Origin of the sequence: Mycobacterium branderi, from assembly GCF_010728725.1 — a bacterium.
GTDB lineage: Bacteria > Actinomycetota > Actinomycetes > Mycobacteriales > Mycobacteriaceae > Mycobacterium > Mycobacterium branderi.
Genome location: NZ_AP022606.1, coordinates 2,626,917 through 2,643,464, shown reverse-complemented (window position 1 = coordinate 2,643,464; position 16,548 = coordinate 2,626,917). Strand labels below are relative to the sequence as shown.

Below are 16,548 nucleotides of genomic sequence, written 5' to 3'. Positions count from 1 at the left end.
CAGATCGACGCATGGCACTGCCAACTGATGCCATGCGCAGGTCAACAGGGTTGTGCCGAGCCGCTATTCCCTAGCTGGAGACCGCGACCCGCCCACGCAGATCGGCGGCGATCAGCCGAGCGGCGGCGTTCTGCCAGTTGTGCAGCGAGCGCTGCGGCACCTCGGTGACGAACCACTGCCAGGCCTGCCGGGCGATCGGGTCCAGGCCGGCGGCGGTGGCGTTCTGCGCGTAAGCCCGCACCCCGACGACGTACGGGAAATACAGCGAGTTGTAGTAGCGCCATTGTTCGGTGGTGCCGAAGTCGCCGCCGTCGCGCGGCTTGAGCGCCGCGATGCGATCGGCCAGCAACGCCTTGAGTTCGATGGCCCGCTCCAGCGGCTGGTCGGGCGCGCCGCGGGCGGCCAGCCGCTCGTCGATTTCGGGCAGCGCGGTCAGCGGGCTGGCGACCAGCTTCGACAGGTCGCCGTAGTGGCCGAGGGCGCGGCGGGTCAGTCGGGCGAACGTGTCGTCGTCGATGTCGTCGAGCGGGTCGGCCGAGCGCAGCGGCAGCGCGGATTCGGTGCGCCGCAACGTGGCCCGGTCGGCGCGCAGTGTCGGTGAGCGCCAAAACGCCATCCGGTCCAACGCCCCGGCCCACGGGTTGGCCAGCACCTGGACCGCGATCGCGATCGCGACGCTGGTGAACAGCAGCACGGTCAGCGCCGGCTGGGCACTGCTCTCGCGCCCGGTCACCGCGATGCCGACCAGCACTTGCCCGCCGAAGAGCACCGCGACCACCACGCTGCCGGCAAACGAGCGCAGCATGTCGGCGCGCAGCGCCTGGCCCTCGTCGAACGCATCCCACAGCGCGACCGCGACGCCGAGCGCCAGCACGTCGCAGCCCGTCGACGCCAGCGCCAGCCAGCTGGGCACCAAGCCGAGCGGAATGATCAGGATCGCGTTGCTCAGCGCGAAGAACAGCGTCGCCAACACGACCAGTCCGACCATCGGAACCGGCTGGCCCGGCCGCACCAAAGCCTTGGCCATTGCGCCGAGCGTGGACAGCGAGATCACCGCGAACATCACCCAATGCCCGGAGCGCAGTGGCCCGTCGACGCTGCCTGCCATCGCCGCGCCGATCAGCGTGAGCGTCGCGACGCCACCGATCAGCAGCAGCTCGCCGGTCCGCGCCCGCCAGCTGTCGCACGGGCGGGACAGCTCGGCGAGCACCGCGAACCAGGCCACACCCGGAACGGCCACCAGGTAGATCTCGACGTGACTGAGCAGCCCGCTGTGTGCCACCAGGCGCACGGCGTCCAGCGCGACCACGACAGCGAAGCCGCACAGCCCCGTGGCCGCCAGGACGAGCACGGGCTTGCGCGGGTCGCGGGCCAACAGGTACAGCCCCAGCCACCAGCTCAGCGTGAACACCACTGCCGACAGCGCAGCCATGTGTCCAGTGTGCGCTAGATGCCGTAGCGGCGGTGACGCAGGCTGTAATCGCGCAGCGCGCGCAGGAAGTCGACCCGCCGGAACGCCGGCCAGTGCGCCTCGGTGAACCACATCTCCGAATACGCGCTCTGCCACAGCAGGAAGCCGGACAGGCGCTGCTCCCCCGACGTGCGGATGACCAGATCCGGATCGGGTTGCCCTGAGGTGTACAGGTTTTCGGAGATGGCGTCGACGGTGACGGCGTCGACGAGTTCCTCGGCGCTCGCGCCGTTGGCGAGTTCCTTGTTCAGCAGGGCACGCACGGCGTCGACGATCTCCTGACGGCCGCCGTAGGCGACGGCGACGTTGACGTGGAAGCCGGCATCCGAAGGTGTACCTTCTACGGCCTCACGCAGCCGCCGGGCAGGCTCTTCGCCGATCAACTCCAAGTCCCCGACGGTGCGCACGCTCCACCTGTTGGCCGGTGCACAGATTTCTTCGACGACGTCGGTGATGATCTCGATCAGCGCGGCCAGTTCGTCGGGGTCGCGTTGCAGGTTTTCGGTGGAAAGCAGGTACACCGTGGCCATTTCGATGCCGGCCTCGGCACACCAGCGCAGCATCTCGGCGATCTTGACCGCGCCCATCCGGTAGCCGTAGCTGACGTCGTCGTACCCGGCGTCGCGAGCCCAGCGCCGGTTGCCGTCGCACAGCACGGCGATGTGGCGGGGCAGCGCGGATTTGGAGGCCGCCAGGCCCTGCCGTAACCGCAGCTCATAGATGCGATAGAGCGGTTCCTTGAGACGCGGCGGGATAATCTCCACGGAAATCCAGACTACTGTGAGAGCCACGATCAACGGCGATCCCGGCACAAGTCAGGGAGGGAAATTGGGCCAGACGAACGCTGCGTCGCACCAGTCCGGACCGATCAGCGTTGTCGAGGACGTCGTCGAGGGTGCCACCGACATCCTCACCAAGCCGCGGATGCGCGGCTGGATCCACTTCTACTCGGCGTGGCTGGCGATCATCTGCGGCGCAACCCTGGTGTCGGTGTCGTGGGCGGTGGCCTCGCCCCGGGCCGGCCTCGCGACGTTCATCTACGCCGCTGCCACGGTGGCGATGTTCGCCGTCAGCGCCACCTATCACCGGGTGGAGTGGAAATCGGTGGCCGCCCGGATGCGCATGAAGCGGCTCGACCATTCGATGATCTTCATCTTCATCGCGGGCAGCTACACGCCGTTCGCGCGGCTGGCCATGCCGCGCGACACCGGGACGCTGGTGCTGTGCATCGTGTGGGGCGGTGCGGCGGCCGGGATCCTGCTGAAGGTGCTCTGGCCGACGGCGCCCCGCTGGGTCGGCGTGCCGCTCTATCTGCTGCTGGGCTGGGTGGCGGTGTGGTATGCGCCGACGATCATCCACACCGCCGGGGTGGCCGCGATGGTGCTGCTGGCCGTCGGCGGCGTGCTCTACAGCATCGGCGGCGTGCTCTACGGTCTGCGCTGGCCGGACCCATGGCCGAAAACCTTTGGCTACCATGAGTTTTTCCACGCCTGCACAGCGGTGGCGGCGATCCTGCACTACATCGCGATGTGGCTGGCCGTGTTCTACGTCGGCCACCCGGCTTAGAGCTGGGTGACGTTCTCGGCCGACCAGTAGGCCTTCATCGCGGCGACCTTGCCCTCGTCGTCGAACGCCATCACATCGATGGGCTCGATCACCATCCCTGAAGAGGGCGGGCCGCCGGCCTTGACGGTGAGCCGGAACTGGAATGCCGCCTCGTTGCCGGCGACCCGCAGAGTGACCAATTCACATTCGCGCTCGGAGTTTTCGATCGCGGAGTAGAAGCCGCGGATCGCCTGCCGGCCGATGTGCACCTCGCCGCCGACCGGATCCTCGACGGTGGCGTCCTCGGCGTACAGCTCGGCGATGTCGTCGGCGCCGCCCTTGGCGACCAGGCTGATGTAGCGGTTGACGGTGTCGGCGATGTGTTGCGCACTCGGCATGGGCAGGAGGCTACCGCTCGAGCGCGGCGGCCAATTCGTCGGTGGTGGTGACGGGCAGATCGCAGACTCGGCCGCGGCAGACGTAGGCGGCGTCGGCGCCGTCGACCCGGCCGCGGTCGAGCAGTAGCTCCGACGAGCCCGTCGCGCCGCCGACGATGATGGCCCCGCCCGGCGCGAGTTTGCGCGCGGCGGCCAGCAGCGACGACTCGGACGGCTCGCAGGCCACCGCGACCTGCAGCGGACCGCGCACCGCCGCCTCGGCGACGGCTAGCCAGTGGCCGGCCGAGCGTGGCGCGCGGGCCAGCAGCGGAGAGTGCGCCAGCAGCGCGTCGGCCGCCGCCTCTCCGTACTTCGCGACGCGCTCGCCACCCGCCAGGTGTGCGGCGGTCAGCAGCGCCTCGGTGATCGAGGAGGCGCCCGACGGCGTGGCGCCGTCCAGCGGATCGGCGGGCCGGAACATCAGTTGCTCGGCGTCGTCGGCGGCGTCGAACCACCGGCCCGGCCGATCGGGGTCGGCGAAGTGCGCCAGCGCGATGTCGAGCAGTTCGGTGGCCGTCGTCAGCCAGCGGTCCTCGCCGGTCAACTGGTAGAGGGTCAGCAGACCGGTGGCCAGCATCGCGTGGTCTTCCAGGATCGCCGCGCTGTCACCGACCCGTCCGCCGAGGCTGGCCCGCCGCAGCCGGCCGTCGACCAGGTGCAAATCCACCAGCGCCGCCGCGCATCGCCGGGCAGCAGCCAGCAGCTCCGGATCATCAAGGGCCACACTGGCTTCCGCCAATGACGTGATGGCCAGGCCGTTCCAGGAGGTGACCACCTTGTCGTCGCGGTCGGGCTGCGGCCGGGTCAGGCGGGTGGCCAGCAGCACGGTGCGGACCCGCTCGAGGCGGTCGGCATCGTCCGGGTCTGCGGGCAACTGCAGCACCGACGTGCCGTGCTCGAACGTGCCGGTGTTGGTGACGCCGAAAACCGAAGCGGCCCAAGGGCTGTCGTCGGGCCCGAGGACTTCGGCCAGTTGCGCGGGCGTCCACACATAGGTGGAGCCTTCGGCGCCCGCGGCGTCGGCGTCCAGCGACGAGGTGAACATGTCGCCGTCGGCCAGGTCGTTAAGCAGGAACTTGGCGGTCTGGCCGGCGACGCGGCGGGCCAGCGGGTTTCCGGTGCGCCGTGCCCAGTGGGCGTAGACGCGCAGCAGCAGGGCGTTGTCGTACAGCATCTTCTCGAAATGCGGTATAACCCAGGCATTGTCGACGCTGTAGCGGGCAAATCCACCAGCCAGCTGGTCGTAGATTCCGCCACGGGCCATCGCGGCACCGGTGCGCTCCACCGCCTGCAGCGCCGGCTGGGATCCGGTGCGCTCGTAGTGCCGCAGCAGCGCTTCCAGCAGTGCCGACGGCGGGAACTTCGGCGCGCCCCCGAACCCGCCGTCGTCGACGTCCTCGTCCTCCAACACCGCAGACACGGCGTGGTCGCACAACGCCGGCTCGATCTCCGGTCCGCCGCCGGGCAGCCCGGACGCCATGTTGCGCAGCTCGGCGGCGATGTGGTCCGATACCTGCTCGACCTCGTCGCGGCGGGTTCGCCAGGTGTTGGCGACGGCCGAAAGCAGTTCCAGGAAAGCGGCTTTCGGGTAGTAGGTGCCGCAGAAGAACGGCCGCCCGTCCGGCGTCAGAAAGCAGGTCATCGGCCAGCCGCCATGCCCGGTGAGCGCCACGGTGGCGTTCATGTAGACGGCGTCGATGTCGGGCCGTTCCTCGCGGTCGACCTTGACGCAGACGAACCCGTCGTTCATGGCAGCGGCCACCTGCTCGTCCTCGAACGACTCGTGCGCCATCACATGGCACCAGTGGCATGCGGCATAGCCGACGGACAGCAGGATCGGCACGTCGCGCGCGGCCGCCTCGGCCAGCGCCTGCGGTGTCCACTCCTGCCAGTGCACCGGATTGTCGGCGTGCTGGCGCAGATACGGGCTGGCTGCTTCGGCGAGCGCGTTAGTCATCCGGTTCGGTTTCCACCGTGCCCTCGTCGGCGGCCTGATCCGGCTCGGGATGTGCCGGGTCGAACGACTCGGGCACCTTCTTCAGCTGCCGGTTCATCGACCGCACCAGCAAGAACGTCCCGATCAGCAGCAACACGATCACCAGCAGACCGAACGGACTGGCCTTGCCGAAATCGGGCCCGCTGTTGCGGGGCGCGTCATCGGCCAGCAGGACAAGTGCATTGACAAGCATCATTCGGCCTCGATTCCGGCGAACAGATCGGTCTCGGGTAAGCGCACCGGCACCCGCGAGCGGGCCAGCTCGAATTCCTCAGTGGGCCAGAGCCTTTGCTGCCATTCGATGGGCGCGGCGAAGAAGTCGCCCTTCGGGTCGATCTGGGTGGCGTGCGCGCGCAGCGCGTCGTCGCGCTGGCTGAAATACGCCGAGCACTCCACGCGGGTGGTCACCCGGTCGGCGAACACGTCGTGCTTGGGATCCCAGTGCGCCAGCCATTTCTCGAACGGGCCCTGCTGGCCGTGTTTGGCGAACTCGTCCTGCAGCAACTGCATCCGCTGACGCAGGAAGCCGTGGTTGTAGTACAGCTTGGCGACCGTCCACGGCTCGCCGGCATCCGGGAACATCCGATAGTCGCCGGCGGCCTCGTAGGCGGCCACCGACACGTGATGGCAGCGAATGTGGTCGGGGTGTGGGTAGCCGCCGTGCTCGTCGTAGGTCGTCATGACATGCGGTCGAAACTCGCGCACCACCCGCACCAGCGCCTCGGTGGCAACTTCCAACGGCGCCAGCGCGAAGCAGCCGTCGGGCAGCGGTGGCGGCGGGTCGCCCTTGGGCAGCCCGGAGTCGACGAAGCCCAGCCAGGTGTGTTCGACGCCGAGGATCTCGGCGGCCTTGGCCATCTCGTCGCGGCGGATGTCGGCGATGCGACCGTGCACGTCGGGCAGGTCCATGGCGGGGTTGAGGATCTCGCCACGCTCGCCGCCGGTCAGCGTCACCACCAGCACGCGGTGGCCCTCGTCGGCGTAGCGGGCAAGGGTGGCGGCGCCCTTACTGGACTCGTCGTCCGGGTGGGCGTGCACCGCCATCAACCGCAGTTCGCTCACGTGCCCCCTGTCTCGGCTGCCGTTCGAGCCTTAACCTAATAGTCCCATCCTGGCAATCCGAATCCGAAACCGGCGAATGCGCGCTGCGACGATGCAGTGGGGCCCCCGCGAAGCTGGGGACGGAGCGATGAGGAGGAGCAGCGCAGCGCGAATGAGCGACACTGCCCGCTATGGCCGTCCGCGGCTCTCTCGCGCGTCGCGGCGCGGCGTCGTCGCCGTGCTGGCGCTGCTGGTGGTGGCCGCGGGCGTCGTGATCGCGGTCGTGGGCTACCAGCGCCTGGGCCGCAGCGACGTGGAAGGCACGCTGGCCGGCTACCGGCTGATCGACGACGAGACGGTGTCGGTGACGATCAGCGTGACGCGGTCGGACCCGTCGCGTCCGGTGGACTGCATCGTGCGGGTCCGCGCCAAGGACGGCAGCGAGACGGGACGCCGGGAGGTGCTGGTCCCGCCGTCGCCGGCCACCACGGTCCAGGTGACGACGACCGTCAAATCCAGCAAGCCGCCGGTGATGGGCGACGTCTACGGCTGCGGCACCGATGTGCCCGGCTACCTGCGCGCTTCCTGACCAAACGGCGGTGCGGCCGAACGCCGAACTGCGAAAACGTCGTGGTCGCACCGCTCCGCAGTGGTACGATATGTGCATGCACGGTTCCGGCTGGGACCGTGTATTGCTGCATTAGCGGGTATACGCGTTGTCACGCGAGGGAACCACCCCGCAGCCACAGCCATAGCCACGCGGATACGCGGGACCGATTACATGAGGAGCGCGACGAGATGACGGACACTCAGGTGACCTGGTTGACCCAGGAGTCACATGACCGACTCAAGGCCGAGCTCGACCAGTTGATCGCAAACCGTCCGATCATCGCCGCGGAAATCAACGACCGCCGCGAGGAGGGCGACCTGCGCGAAAACGGCGGATACCACGCCGCGCGTGAGGAGCAGGGCCAGCAGGAGGCCCGGATCCGGCAGCTTCAGGATCTGCTGAACAACGCGAAGGTCGGTGAAGCGCCGACGCAGTCCGGGGTTGCGTTGCCCGGTTCGGTGGTGACCGTGTACTACGGCGATGACAAGTCGGACACCGAGACATTCCTGATCGCCACCCGCGGCGAGGGCATCAACGACGGCGATTTGGAGGTGTACTCGCCGAACTCACCGCTCGGCGGCGCGCTGATCGACGCCAAGGTGGGCGAGTCGCGCACCTACACCGTGCCCAACGGCAACACCGTCAAAGTGACGCTCGTCAGCGCGGAGCCGTACCGCTCATAGCTGCGGCAGGGGTCGGGGAAACAGGGCGGGACCGCGTCCGCTCATGGCACGCATTGCGGAGGATCTTCTCCTGCTGCTGCTCGACAACGCGTCGGCGCAGCCGGGGCTGGAGCGTGGCTGCCGCGAACGTGTTCTGACCGCGGCGGCGCTGCTCGATTTGGCGCACGCGTGCCGGATTCGTCCCGCGGTCGACCGGGAGCCGGTGGAGGCCGGGCGGCTGGTGGTACTGAGCGGCCCCAACCCGGCCGACCCGGTGCTGGAACCCGCGCTGCAGTTGCTGCTGCGCCGTCCGATGAGCCCGGCCGCGGCGATCGCCAAGCTGCGGCGAGAAACTCCCGCCGCGGTGCTCACTCAGCTGGAGCGCATCGGTCAGATACGGCAAGTTCGCCTGCAGGGCAACGGATTCAAACGCACATACGCCTGGCCGCTGGTCGACCGTACGCGGGTGGCGAATGCGCGCGCGGCTCTGATGACCGCGCTGTTCGAGGAGCACAACCCGGACCCGACGACGGCGACGATCATCTCGCTGCTGCACATGGTCGACGGCCTGGGCGCGGTGTTCAGCCTCAACGACCGGGGCTGGGAGTGGGTGAACAGCCGGGCCGCCGACATCGCCAGCGGCAGCTGGGTCAGCGAGTCCGAGCCCGACCTGCCCGAAGTCAACCTGGCGGTCACGACGGCAGCGATCCGTCCCGCCCTGGTGGCGAGACGCAAAAGCGCCTGAAAGCCAAGGGCTTTCGCGCTATTCGGCCAGCGCCTGCTCGAGGTCGGCAAGCAGGTCCGCGACGTCTTCGATGCCCACCGACAGGCGCACCAGGTCGTCGGGAACTTCCAACTGCGAACCGGCCGTCGAGGCGTGCGTCATCGCGCCCGGATGCTCGATCAGCGACTCGACCCCGCCCAGTGACTCGGCAAGAATGAACACTTCGGTTCGCGCACAAAGGCTTTCGGCTGCCGCTCGTCCGCCTCGCATCCGCACCGACACCATTCCGCCGAAACCGCGCATCTGCCGGGCGGCGACGTCGTGGCCGGGATGCTCCGGCAGACCCGGATACAGCACGGCGGACACAGCCGGATGCCCGGCGAGGAATTCTGCGACGGCCGCGGCGTTCTCGCTGTGCCGCTGCATGCGCAACACCAGCGTCTTGAGGCCGCGGATCGTCAGGTACGCGTCGAACGGCCCGGGCACCGCGCCGGCGCCGTTCTGCAGGAAGCCGAACGCGGCGTCGAGTTCCTCGTCGTCGGTGACCAGCGCCCCGCCCACCACGTCGGAATGCCCGCCGATGTACTTGGTGGTCGAGTGCAGCACCACGTCGGCGCCCAGCGTCAACGGCTGCTGCAGCGCGGGCGACGCAAAAGTGTTGTCCACCAACACTTTCACGGAATGCTCGGCGGCCAGCCCGGCGATCGCGGCGATGTCGGCGATCGACAGCAGCGGATTGGTCGGCGTTTCCACCCAGATCAGCCGGGTGCGCGGAGTGAGAGCGGCGCGCACCGCATCGAGATCCGACAGCCCGACCGGCGTGTACTCGACGCCCCAGCCGGTGAACACCTTGTCGATCAATCGGAACGTGCCGCCGTAGGCGTCGTCGGGAATCACCACATGCTCGCCGGGGCGCAGCATCGCCCGCAACGCGCAGTCGCTGGCCGCCATGCCGGAACTGAACGCGCGGCCGAACCTGCCCTCCTCCATGGCGGCCAGCGACGCCTCCAGCGCGGCCCGCGTCGGGTTGCCCGAGCGCGAGTACTCGAACCCGGCGCGCAGCTTGCCGACGCCGTCCTGCGCGAACGTGCTGGCCGTATAGATCGGCGGATTGACCGCGCCGGTGGCCGGATCGGTGTGGAAGCCGGCGTGGATGGCCTTGGTAGCAAGCCCTGGGGTGCGCTTGTCGGTCATCTACTCGGGGCGATCTTGCGCCGGCAGACAAACCGTCGACATGATCTTGTCTGCCAGCGTCTGCCGCTTGGCGTCCCACAGCGGAAACAGATACCCGATGCAGAAGACGATCGTGTCGACGAGGTGCGCGAGTTGGCGCACCACCGACGCCCCGAAACCGATGGGCCGGCCGGTCTCCTCGCTGAGGACTTTGAACTTCAGCACCGATTTACCAATGCTCGAACCGGTGGTGCCCTGCCGATAGCCGTAGTTCCAGACCAGATAGGCCAGGCCCACCAGCAGCGACAGCCAGAACACCGTCACCCCGGTCGACGAGTAGCCGACTGCGCAGATCTCGTCGATGCCGTAGCGGGTGACGTCGGCCAGGCACTCCTCCTCCTCGGTGCTCATCAAGATCACCCAGCCGATGCCCACGATGACCGCGTACGGGAGATAGTCGATGAGAAACGCCAGCACCCTGGTGAACCAGGGCGTGTAATCCTGCGTCGGCAGGGCGCGGATGGCCGGGCCGGGCGGTGGCGGCGCGTATCCACCGGACGACGGGGGCGGCGGCGGGTAGCCGCCCGGTGGCGGTGGCGGTGGGGGCGGTTGATCGGTCATCGACGCCTCTCCCTTGCGCAGGGTTAGCTGGACGGGGCGGGACCAGGCTACCCGAGTGCCACCTGCGAACCTGCCGACGCGACGCGCCGTCGCAAAGCTTCGTTACGATGCACTGCGATGCTGTAACGTGCCCGGTGCGACCATCGCCCAGCTGGGCACAATGCTTTCCTTTTCGAAGTAATTTGCTGGAACGTCGTCCCGCTACTTTCGCCGCGGTCCCTCGGACAGAAATCCCAACAAGTCGTGGCGGGTGATCACGCCCACCGGTTTGCCTTCCTCGACCACCATCACCGCGTCGGCGTCCCGCAGCGCCTTGGCCAGCGCGCTGACCAACTCGCCGGCCCCGATCATCGGCAGCGCGGGGCTCATGTGCAGCGCCACGGCGTCGGCCAGCTTGGCGCGGCCCTCGAAGACGGCGGAGAGCAGTTCGCGTTCCGACACGCTGCCGGCGACCTCGCCGGCCATCACCGGCGGTTCGGCGCCGACGACGGGCATCTGCGACACGCCGTACTCGCGCAGGATGCCGATCGCGTCGCGCACGGTCTCCGACGGGTGAGTATGCACCAAATCCGGTAGCTTCCCGGACTTTCCGCGCAGCACGTCGCCAACGGTGGGCTGTTCGAGCGAGCCGTCGAGCGGGGTGCGCAAAAAGCCGTACGACGACATCCAGGCGTCGTTGAAGATCTTCGACATGTAGCCGCGGCCCCCGTCGGGCAGCAGCACGACCACCAGCGCGTCGGGTCCGGCTTCCTCGGCCACCTTCACCGCGGCCACCACCGCCATCCCGCAGGATCCGCCGACCAGCATCGCCTCCTCGCGGGCCAACCGCCTGGTCATGTTGAACGAGTCGGCGTCGGACACCGCGATGATCTGGTCGGGCACGTGGGGGTCGTAGGCGGCCGGCCAGAAGTCCTCGCCGACGCCCTCGACCAGATAGGGCCGCCCGGTGCCGCCGGAATAGACCGAGCCCTCCGGGTCGGCGCCGACGACGCGCACCGCCCCGCCGGATACCTCCTTGAGGTAGCGGCCGGCGCCGGTGATCGTTCCACCGGTGCCGATGCCGGCGACGAAATGCGTGACCTGGCCGTCGGTGTCGGTCCAGATCTCCGGTCCGGTGGTCTCGTAGTGGCTGGCCGGGCCCTGCGGGTTGGAGTATTGGTCGGGCTTCCAGGCGCCGTCGATCTCGGTGACGAGCCGGTCGGAGACGCTGTAGTAGCTGTCGGGATGGTCGGGCGGCACCGCAGTCGGGCACACCACGACCTCGGCGCCGTAGGCGCGCAGCACGTTCTGCTTGTCCTCGCTGACCTTGTCCGGGCAGACGAAAATGCATTTGTAGCCGCGGGGCTGGGCCACCAGCGCCAACCCGACGCCGGTGTTGCCCGAGGTCGGTTCGACGATGGTGCCGCCCGGCTTGAGCTGTCCGCTGGCCTCGGCGGCGTCGATCATCTTCTCGGCGATGCGGTCCTTGCTGGAGAGGCCGGGGTTGAGGTACTCGATCTTGGCGACGACACGGCCGGCTCCCGGCGGCACCACCGAGTTCAGCTGAACCAGTGGGGTATTGCCGATGAGTTCACTGATGTGCCGCGCGATCCGCATGCACTCATGGTCTCAGGTCGCGTTACCCGGTGGCCTCGCGGATGTACTCACCGATCTGGCGCAGCGAGCGCGTCGCCTCCGGCACCAGCGGCGCGGCGAGCTGGAAGTCGTGGATCTGGCCGGGCCAGATCCGCACCTCGGCCGGCACGCCAGCGGCCGCCAGCTTGGCGGCTGCCAGCTGCGCGTCGTACAGCAGCACTTCGGAACCGGACACGTGGATCAACGTCCGCGGCAGTCCGGCTTCGATGTGGTCCAGCGGCTCGTAAAGCTCTTCCGGCTTGCCGTCGACGATGTTCTTGGCGGCGGCGCTGGCTACCAATGCCACCAACGCGTCGAACGCCTTCGCCGGGAACATCGCGTCGGTCTTGATGTTGGGATGGGACTGCTTGGGCTCCTTGGCCAGCTGCATCAGCGGCGAAATCGCCACCAGCGCAGCGGGTTCCTCGTTCTCGTCCTGCAGCCGCTGAGCAAGCGCAAGCGCAAGGTAGCCACCCGCGGAGTCGCCGGCCAGCACAATCTGGTCCGGCTCGTATCCACGCAGCCGCAGCCACCGGTAGGCGTCATAGCAATCGTCGAGCGCCATGCCGACGGAGTGCTTGGGAATCAGCCGGTAGTTGACCACCAGCACGGGCGAGTCGGCGAACCGCGACAGCGCGTTGACGATCCTGCTGTGCGAGTGCACGCCACAGGTGAGAAAGGCTCCGCCATGCAGATAGAGCACCACCCTGCGCGTGCCGTCGGCGGGCATCACCCCGGGGGCGCGAACCAGCTGAGCGGTGGCATTCGGCAACCCCACCGTCGCCCGGATGGTGCCCGGGGCAGGCAGCAACACCCGGGACGCGAAGTCGACCAGGCCGAAGGGCCACGGCATGTGGGGAACATGGCTGCCGACGGCTAGAACCGGCCGGATGGTCAGATAACACGCCACCGACATCAACCGGGCAGGAACACTGGGGCCGCTCTCGATGACCTCGACGGGCCTGCCGTCGCTGACGGAAAACCTGCGCGCCCGCAGCGGACCGCGGGCGCGAAGACGATTGCTGGAAGGGCCGGGAACCTTGGTCGGTGCGGTCATGCTCACCACTTCCTACGTCGTTGTAGTCAGTCGACGAAGTAGCAGAGCATCCGGTTCAGCCCTTGCCCAACAAGGGAGTACCCGCCCAGGCACTCAGCCAACCTCGCAAACTTAGCTTGACAGCTGTAGAAGTTTCAACAATCAAAGAGTCTTATTCGATACCAGTTTTGGGCCGCTCTGTAACCGAGCCGTGTCGGCAGTGCCGGACCATCCGCTGACGCCGACTTAAACTGTTGGCGTGGACATTCGTGTGCCGCGCCGATCAACGGTTGCTTTGGCTGCGGCAGGTGCGCTGGCGTCGACGGGCACGGCCTACCTGGGCGCGCGCAGCCTGCTGATCAGCCAGGCACAGCATGCCCGCAGCGTGATCCCCAAGGCGTGGGATATTCCGCCCCGCGCTGACGGCATCTACACCCGCGGGGGCGGACCCGTGCAGCGCTGGCAGCGCGGAACGCCGGTCGACCTGCACCTGATGGTGTTCGGCGACTCGACCGCCACCGGGTACGGCTGCCGCAACGCCGACGAAGTGCCGGGCGTGCTGCTGGCCCGCGGCCTTGCCGAGCAGACCGGCAAAAGCGTGCGGCTGAGCACCAAGGCGATCGTCGGGGCGACGTCGAAAGGGTTGTCCGGCCAGGTCGACGCGATGTTCGTGGCCGGACCGCCACCAGATGCGGCGGTCATCATGATCGGCGCCAACGACGTCACCGCGCTCAACGGCATCGGGCCGTCGGCGCGGCGGCTCGGCGCGGCGGTGCGGCGGCTGTGCGCCAGCGGCGCGGTGGTCGTCGTCGCCACCTGCCCCGACTTCGGCGTGATCACGGCGATCCCGCAGCCGCTGCGCTGGGCGGCGCACACGCGCGGTCTGCGACTGGCCCGCGCCCAGGCCGCGGCGGTACGGGCGGCCGGCGGTGTGCCGGTACCGCTGGCCGACCTGCTGGCGCCGAACTTCCGCCACTCGCCGGCCCTGTTGTTGTCCGACGACCAGTACCATCCCTCGGCGGCCGGCTATGCGCTGGTGGCCGACCAGCTGCTGCCCGCGTTGTGCAACGCGCTGGGCGAATCCAGCCGCGACCTGACCCCGGCGCTTCTGACGGCGAACACGGGCAGCGAAACCCGGCCGGGACGCGCCCGAGACGTGGTGTCGCGGCTGCTGCGACGGCACACCACCGGGGTGCCGGCACCCGTCTTCATCCCGACAGGCGGCTAGGGGTTAGATTCGGTCTGCCCGTTACCTGGAGGGAGCCGATCGTGCCGGAAGCCGTCATCGTCTCAACTGCCCGCTCGCCAATTGGCCGCGCCGGCAAGGGATCCTTGGTCAACATGCGGCCGGACGACCTGGCCGCGCAGATGGTGCGCGCCGCGCTCGACAAGGTGCCCGCGCTCAACCCCCACCAGATCGACGACCTGATCATGGGCTGCGGCCAGCCGGGCGGCGAGTCCGGTTACAACATCGCCCGGGTGGTCGCCGTCGAACTCGGCTATGACTTCCTGCCGGGCACCACCGTCAACCGGTACTGCTCGTCGTCGCTGCAGACCACCCGGATGGCCTTCCATGCGATCAAAGCCGGCGAAGGCGACGCGTTCATCTCCGCCGGCGTGGAAACGGTGTCCCGATTCGCTAAAGGCAGCGCCGACGGCATGCCGGACACCAAGAACCCACTGTTCGACGAGGCTCAGCGGCGCACGGAGGCGGCCGCAGCGGGCGCCGACGAATGGCACGACCCTCGCAAGGACGGGACGCTGCCCGACATCTACATCGCGATGGGCCAGACCGCCGAGAACGTGGCGCTGCTGACCGGGATCAGCCGCGAAGACCAGGACCACTGGGGCGTGCGTAGCCAGAACCGCGCCGAGGAGGCGATCAAGAACGGCCACTTCGAACGGGAGATCTCACCGGTCACCCTGCCCGACGGCACCACGGTCAGCGTCGACGACGGCCCGCGGCCGGGCACGACCTATGAGAAGGTCAGCCAACTCAAGCCGGTGTTCCGGCCCAACGGCACGGTGACCGCCGGCAACGCCTGCCCGCTCAACGACGGCGCCGCGGCGGTGATCATCACCAGCGACGCCAAGGCGCGCGAACTGGGCCTCACCCCGCTGGCCCGCATCGTGTCCACCGGAGTGACCGGACTTTCCCCGGAGATCATGGGCCTGGGACCGATCGAGGCGACCAAGAAGGCGCTGGCCAACGCCGGCATGTCGATCCGCGACATCGACTTGTTCGAGATCAACGAGGCGTTCGCGGTGCAGGTGCTCGGCTCGGCCCGCGAGCTGGGCATCGACGAGGACAAGCTGAACGTCTCCGGCGGCGCGATCGCGCTGGGTCACCCGTTCGGCATGACCGGCGCCCGCATCACCGCCACCCTGCTGAACAACCTGCAGACCTACGACAAGACGTTCGGCCTGGAAACCATGTGCGTCGGCGGCGGGCAGGGCATGGCGATGGTGATCGAGCGGCTGAGCTGATCGGCCCGTCACCCACTGTGAAAATAACGACGCTTACGCGGCGTGTCGCGTCGTCGGATTCACAGTCGGAATGAATCCCAGCACAAAGCCCGGGCCTTGTATGCCCGGGCTTTGAGTCGCAAAGAGCTAGTCGTTCTGCAGATAACTGAGCAGACGCAGGATCTCGATGTAGAGCCAGACCAGCGTCACGGTCAGGCCCAGCGCGATCCCCCAGGCCGCCTTCGAGGGTGCGCCGGCGCGGATCATCTGGTCGGCGGCGTCGAAGTCGATCAGGAAGCTGAATGCCGCCAGCGCGATGCACACCAGCGAGAAGATGATCGCCAGCGGCCCGCCGTTGCGCAGGCCCATGCCCTCGCCGTGGTTGAAGAACCCGATCACGAGGTTGCCGATCATCAGTGCCAGCACGCCGAACAGGCCGGCAACGATCATCCGGGAGAACTTCGGCGTGACGCGGATGGCGCCGGTCTTGTAGACGACGAGCATCCCGAAGAACACCCCGAGCGTGCCCAGAATCGCCTGCCCGATCAACGCCCCGGCGTTGGTAGTCGAGACCGCGATGTTGGCCAGGATGAACGAGATGGCGCCGAGGAACAGCCCCTCGAGTGCGGCGTAGGACAGCACGATTGCCGGGCTGTCCTGCTTGCGGCCGAACGTAGCGATCAGCACCAGCGCCAAGCCGCCGAAGGCGCCGACGAACGTGAACGGGGCGGCCAGCGCCAGGTTGCCGGCCACCAGGAAGTAGGAGACGGCGGCCACCGCCGACAGCACCGCCAGCGTGATTCCGGTCTTGGTGACGACGTCGTCGATGGTCAGCGGCCGGGCAACACCGGCCCGCTGGTCGACGTATGGCGCATATGGATCGGTCTGATGCCCGTATTGGGTCGCGGCGCCGGCCACGCCCGTGCCGAACTGGGCATATCCGCCTCGCTGCTTGGGCAGCGAGCGAAATACCGGGTTGCTAGTCTCCCGCACCGTCGGATCCTCTCTTAGCTTCTGGTTCGAGCTCTGCGAACACCAGGTCAACGTCTTGGGTCCCGGTTGGGTTCCCAGCGCAGGGTCGCTCTGCAGCTAAACCTTACCCGCGGGCGCTGTATCGCGGGTAACGATCTAGATTGCTCGTCGAGTGCTGTC

General features: G+C 68.3%; 16 protein-coding genes and 1 pseudogene. 6 read left to right on the top strand and 11 right to left on the bottom strand.

Annotated elements, in window-relative coordinates; translation table 11 throughout:
• Positions 1-70: 70 nt before the first annotated feature.
• Together G6N47_RS13610 and G6N47_RS13605 are read right to left on the bottom strand one after the other, a co-directional pair.
• Positions 71-1,432: a hypothetical protein gene (locus G6N47_RS13610; RefSeq protein WP_083133060.1), complete on the bottom strand. Its 1,362-nt coding sequence runs from the start codon at positions 1,430-1,432 to the stop codon at positions 71-73.
• Positions 1,433-1,446: 14 nt separating this feature from the next.
• A complete protein-coding gene (locus tag G6N47_RS13605) occupies positions 1,447-2,235 on the bottom strand; it encodes a (2Z,6E)-farnesyl diphosphate synthase (protein ID WP_083133061.1) in 789 nt (262 codons plus the stop codon).
• 64 nt (positions 2,236-2,299) lie between these two features.
• Between G6N47_RS13605 and trhA the strand changes: the two genes are divergently transcribed.
• Entirely contained in the window at positions 2,300-3,037 is a 738-nt protein-coding gene (gene trhA / locus G6N47_RS13600; RefSeq protein WP_179966383.1) for a PAQR family membrane homeostasis protein TrhA, read from the top strand.
• Here the strand turns inward: trhA and G6N47_RS13595 are convergent.
• From G6N47_RS13595 to mca, 4 genes are read right to left on the bottom strand one after another with little or no spacing between them, the layout of a single operon-like run.
• Entirely contained in the window at positions 3,034-3,414 is a 381-nt protein-coding gene (locus tag G6N47_RS13595; RefSeq protein ID WP_083133062.1) for a nuclear transport factor 2 family protein, read from the bottom strand. The genes trhA and G6N47_RS13595 overlap by 4 nt on opposite strands.
• Before the next feature lie 10 nt (positions 3,415-3,424).
• Positions 3,425-5,410 carry a thioredoxin domain-containing protein gene (locus G6N47_RS13590; RefSeq protein ID WP_083133063.1) on the bottom strand — a complete coding sequence of 662 codons (1,986 nt, stop codon included), beginning with the start codon at positions 5,408-5,410 and terminating at the stop codon, positions 3,425-3,427.
• Positions 5,403-5,642, bottom strand: coding sequence for a hypothetical protein (locus tag G6N47_RS13585; RefSeq protein ID WP_083133120.1), 240 nt, complete (start codon positions 5,640-5,642; stop codon positions 5,403-5,405). The genes G6N47_RS13590 and G6N47_RS13585 overlap by 8 nt, the downstream gene beginning before the upstream one ends.
• Positions 5,642-6,511 (bottom strand): mycothiol conjugate amidase Mca, encoded by an 870-nt coding sequence (gene mca, locus G6N47_RS13580; RefSeq protein WP_083133065.1) that lies wholly within the window; start codon positions 6,509-6,511, stop codon positions 5,642-5,644. The genes G6N47_RS13585 and mca overlap by 1 nt, the downstream gene beginning before the upstream one ends.
• A 151-nt stretch (positions 6,512-6,662) precedes the next feature.
• Between mca and G6N47_RS13575 the strand changes: the two genes are divergently transcribed.
• From G6N47_RS13575 to G6N47_RS13565, 3 genes are all read left to right on the top strand, one after another.
• Positions 6,663-7,079 (top strand): DUF4307 domain-containing protein, encoded by a 417-nt coding sequence (locus G6N47_RS13575; RefSeq protein WP_083133067.1) that lies wholly within the window; start codon positions 6,663-6,665, stop codon positions 7,077-7,079.
• Between the two features lie 209 nt (positions 7,080-7,288).
• Complete coding sequence (greA, locus tag G6N47_RS13570; RefSeq protein ID WP_083133068.1) at positions 7,289-7,783, top strand: transcription elongation factor GreA; 495 nt, start codon at positions 7,289-7,291, stop codon at positions 7,781-7,783.
• Between the two features lie 43 nt (positions 7,784-7,826).
• Positions 7,827-8,507 carry a GOLPH3/VPS74 family protein gene (locus G6N47_RS13565; protein ID WP_083133069.1) on the top strand — a complete coding sequence of 227 codons (681 nt, stop codon included), beginning with the start codon at positions 7,827-7,829 and terminating at the stop codon, positions 8,505-8,507.
• 18 nt (positions 8,508-8,525) lie between these two features.
• Here G6N47_RS13565 and G6N47_RS13560 read toward each other — a convergent pair whose 3' ends face one another.
• From G6N47_RS13560 to G6N47_RS13545, 4 genes and pseudogenes are all read right to left on the bottom strand, one after another.
• Positions 8,526-9,680: a cystathionine gamma-synthase gene (locus tag G6N47_RS13560; protein ID WP_083133070.1), complete on the bottom strand. Its 1,155-nt coding sequence runs from the start codon at positions 9,678-9,680 to the stop codon at positions 8,526-8,528.
• Positions 9,681-10,265, bottom strand: a pseudogene (locus tag G6N47_RS13555) (RDD family protein); the annotation flags it as partial.
• Positions 10,266-10,481: 216 nt separating this feature from the next.
• On the bottom strand, positions 10,482-11,876 hold the full coding sequence (locus G6N47_RS13550; RefSeq protein WP_083133072.1) for a cystathionine beta-synthase: 1,395 nt from the start codon (positions 11,874-11,876) through the stop codon (positions 10,482-10,484).
• 22 nt (positions 11,877-11,898) lie between these two features.
• Positions 11,899-12,951: an alpha/beta hydrolase gene (locus tag G6N47_RS13545; RefSeq protein WP_083133073.1), complete on the bottom strand. Its 1,053-nt coding sequence runs from the start codon at positions 12,949-12,951 to the stop codon at positions 11,899-11,901.
• Between the two features lie 238 nt (positions 12,952-13,189).
• On the opposite strand from G6N47_RS13545, the gene G6N47_RS13540 reads away from it, so the two are divergent.
• Positions 13,190-14,158 carry an SGNH/GDSL hydrolase family protein gene (locus G6N47_RS13540; RefSeq protein WP_083133074.1) on the top strand — a complete coding sequence of 323 codons (969 nt, stop codon included), beginning with the start codon at positions 13,190-13,192 and terminating at the stop codon, positions 14,156-14,158.
• A 41-nt stretch (positions 14,159-14,199) separates the two neighbouring features.
• Complete coding sequence (locus tag G6N47_RS13535) at positions 14,200-15,417, top strand: acetyl-CoA C-acetyltransferase (protein ID WP_083133075.1); 1,218 nt, start codon at positions 14,200-14,202, stop codon at positions 15,415-15,417.
• Between the two features lie 126 nt (positions 15,418-15,543).
• Here the strand turns inward: G6N47_RS13535 and G6N47_RS13530 are convergent, their stop codons facing one another.
• Complete coding sequence (locus tag G6N47_RS13530; protein ID WP_083133078.1) at positions 15,544-16,389, bottom strand: Bax inhibitor-1/YccA family protein; 846 nt, start codon at positions 16,387-16,389, stop codon at positions 15,544-15,546.
• Positions 16,390-16,548: the final 159 nt, after the last annotated feature.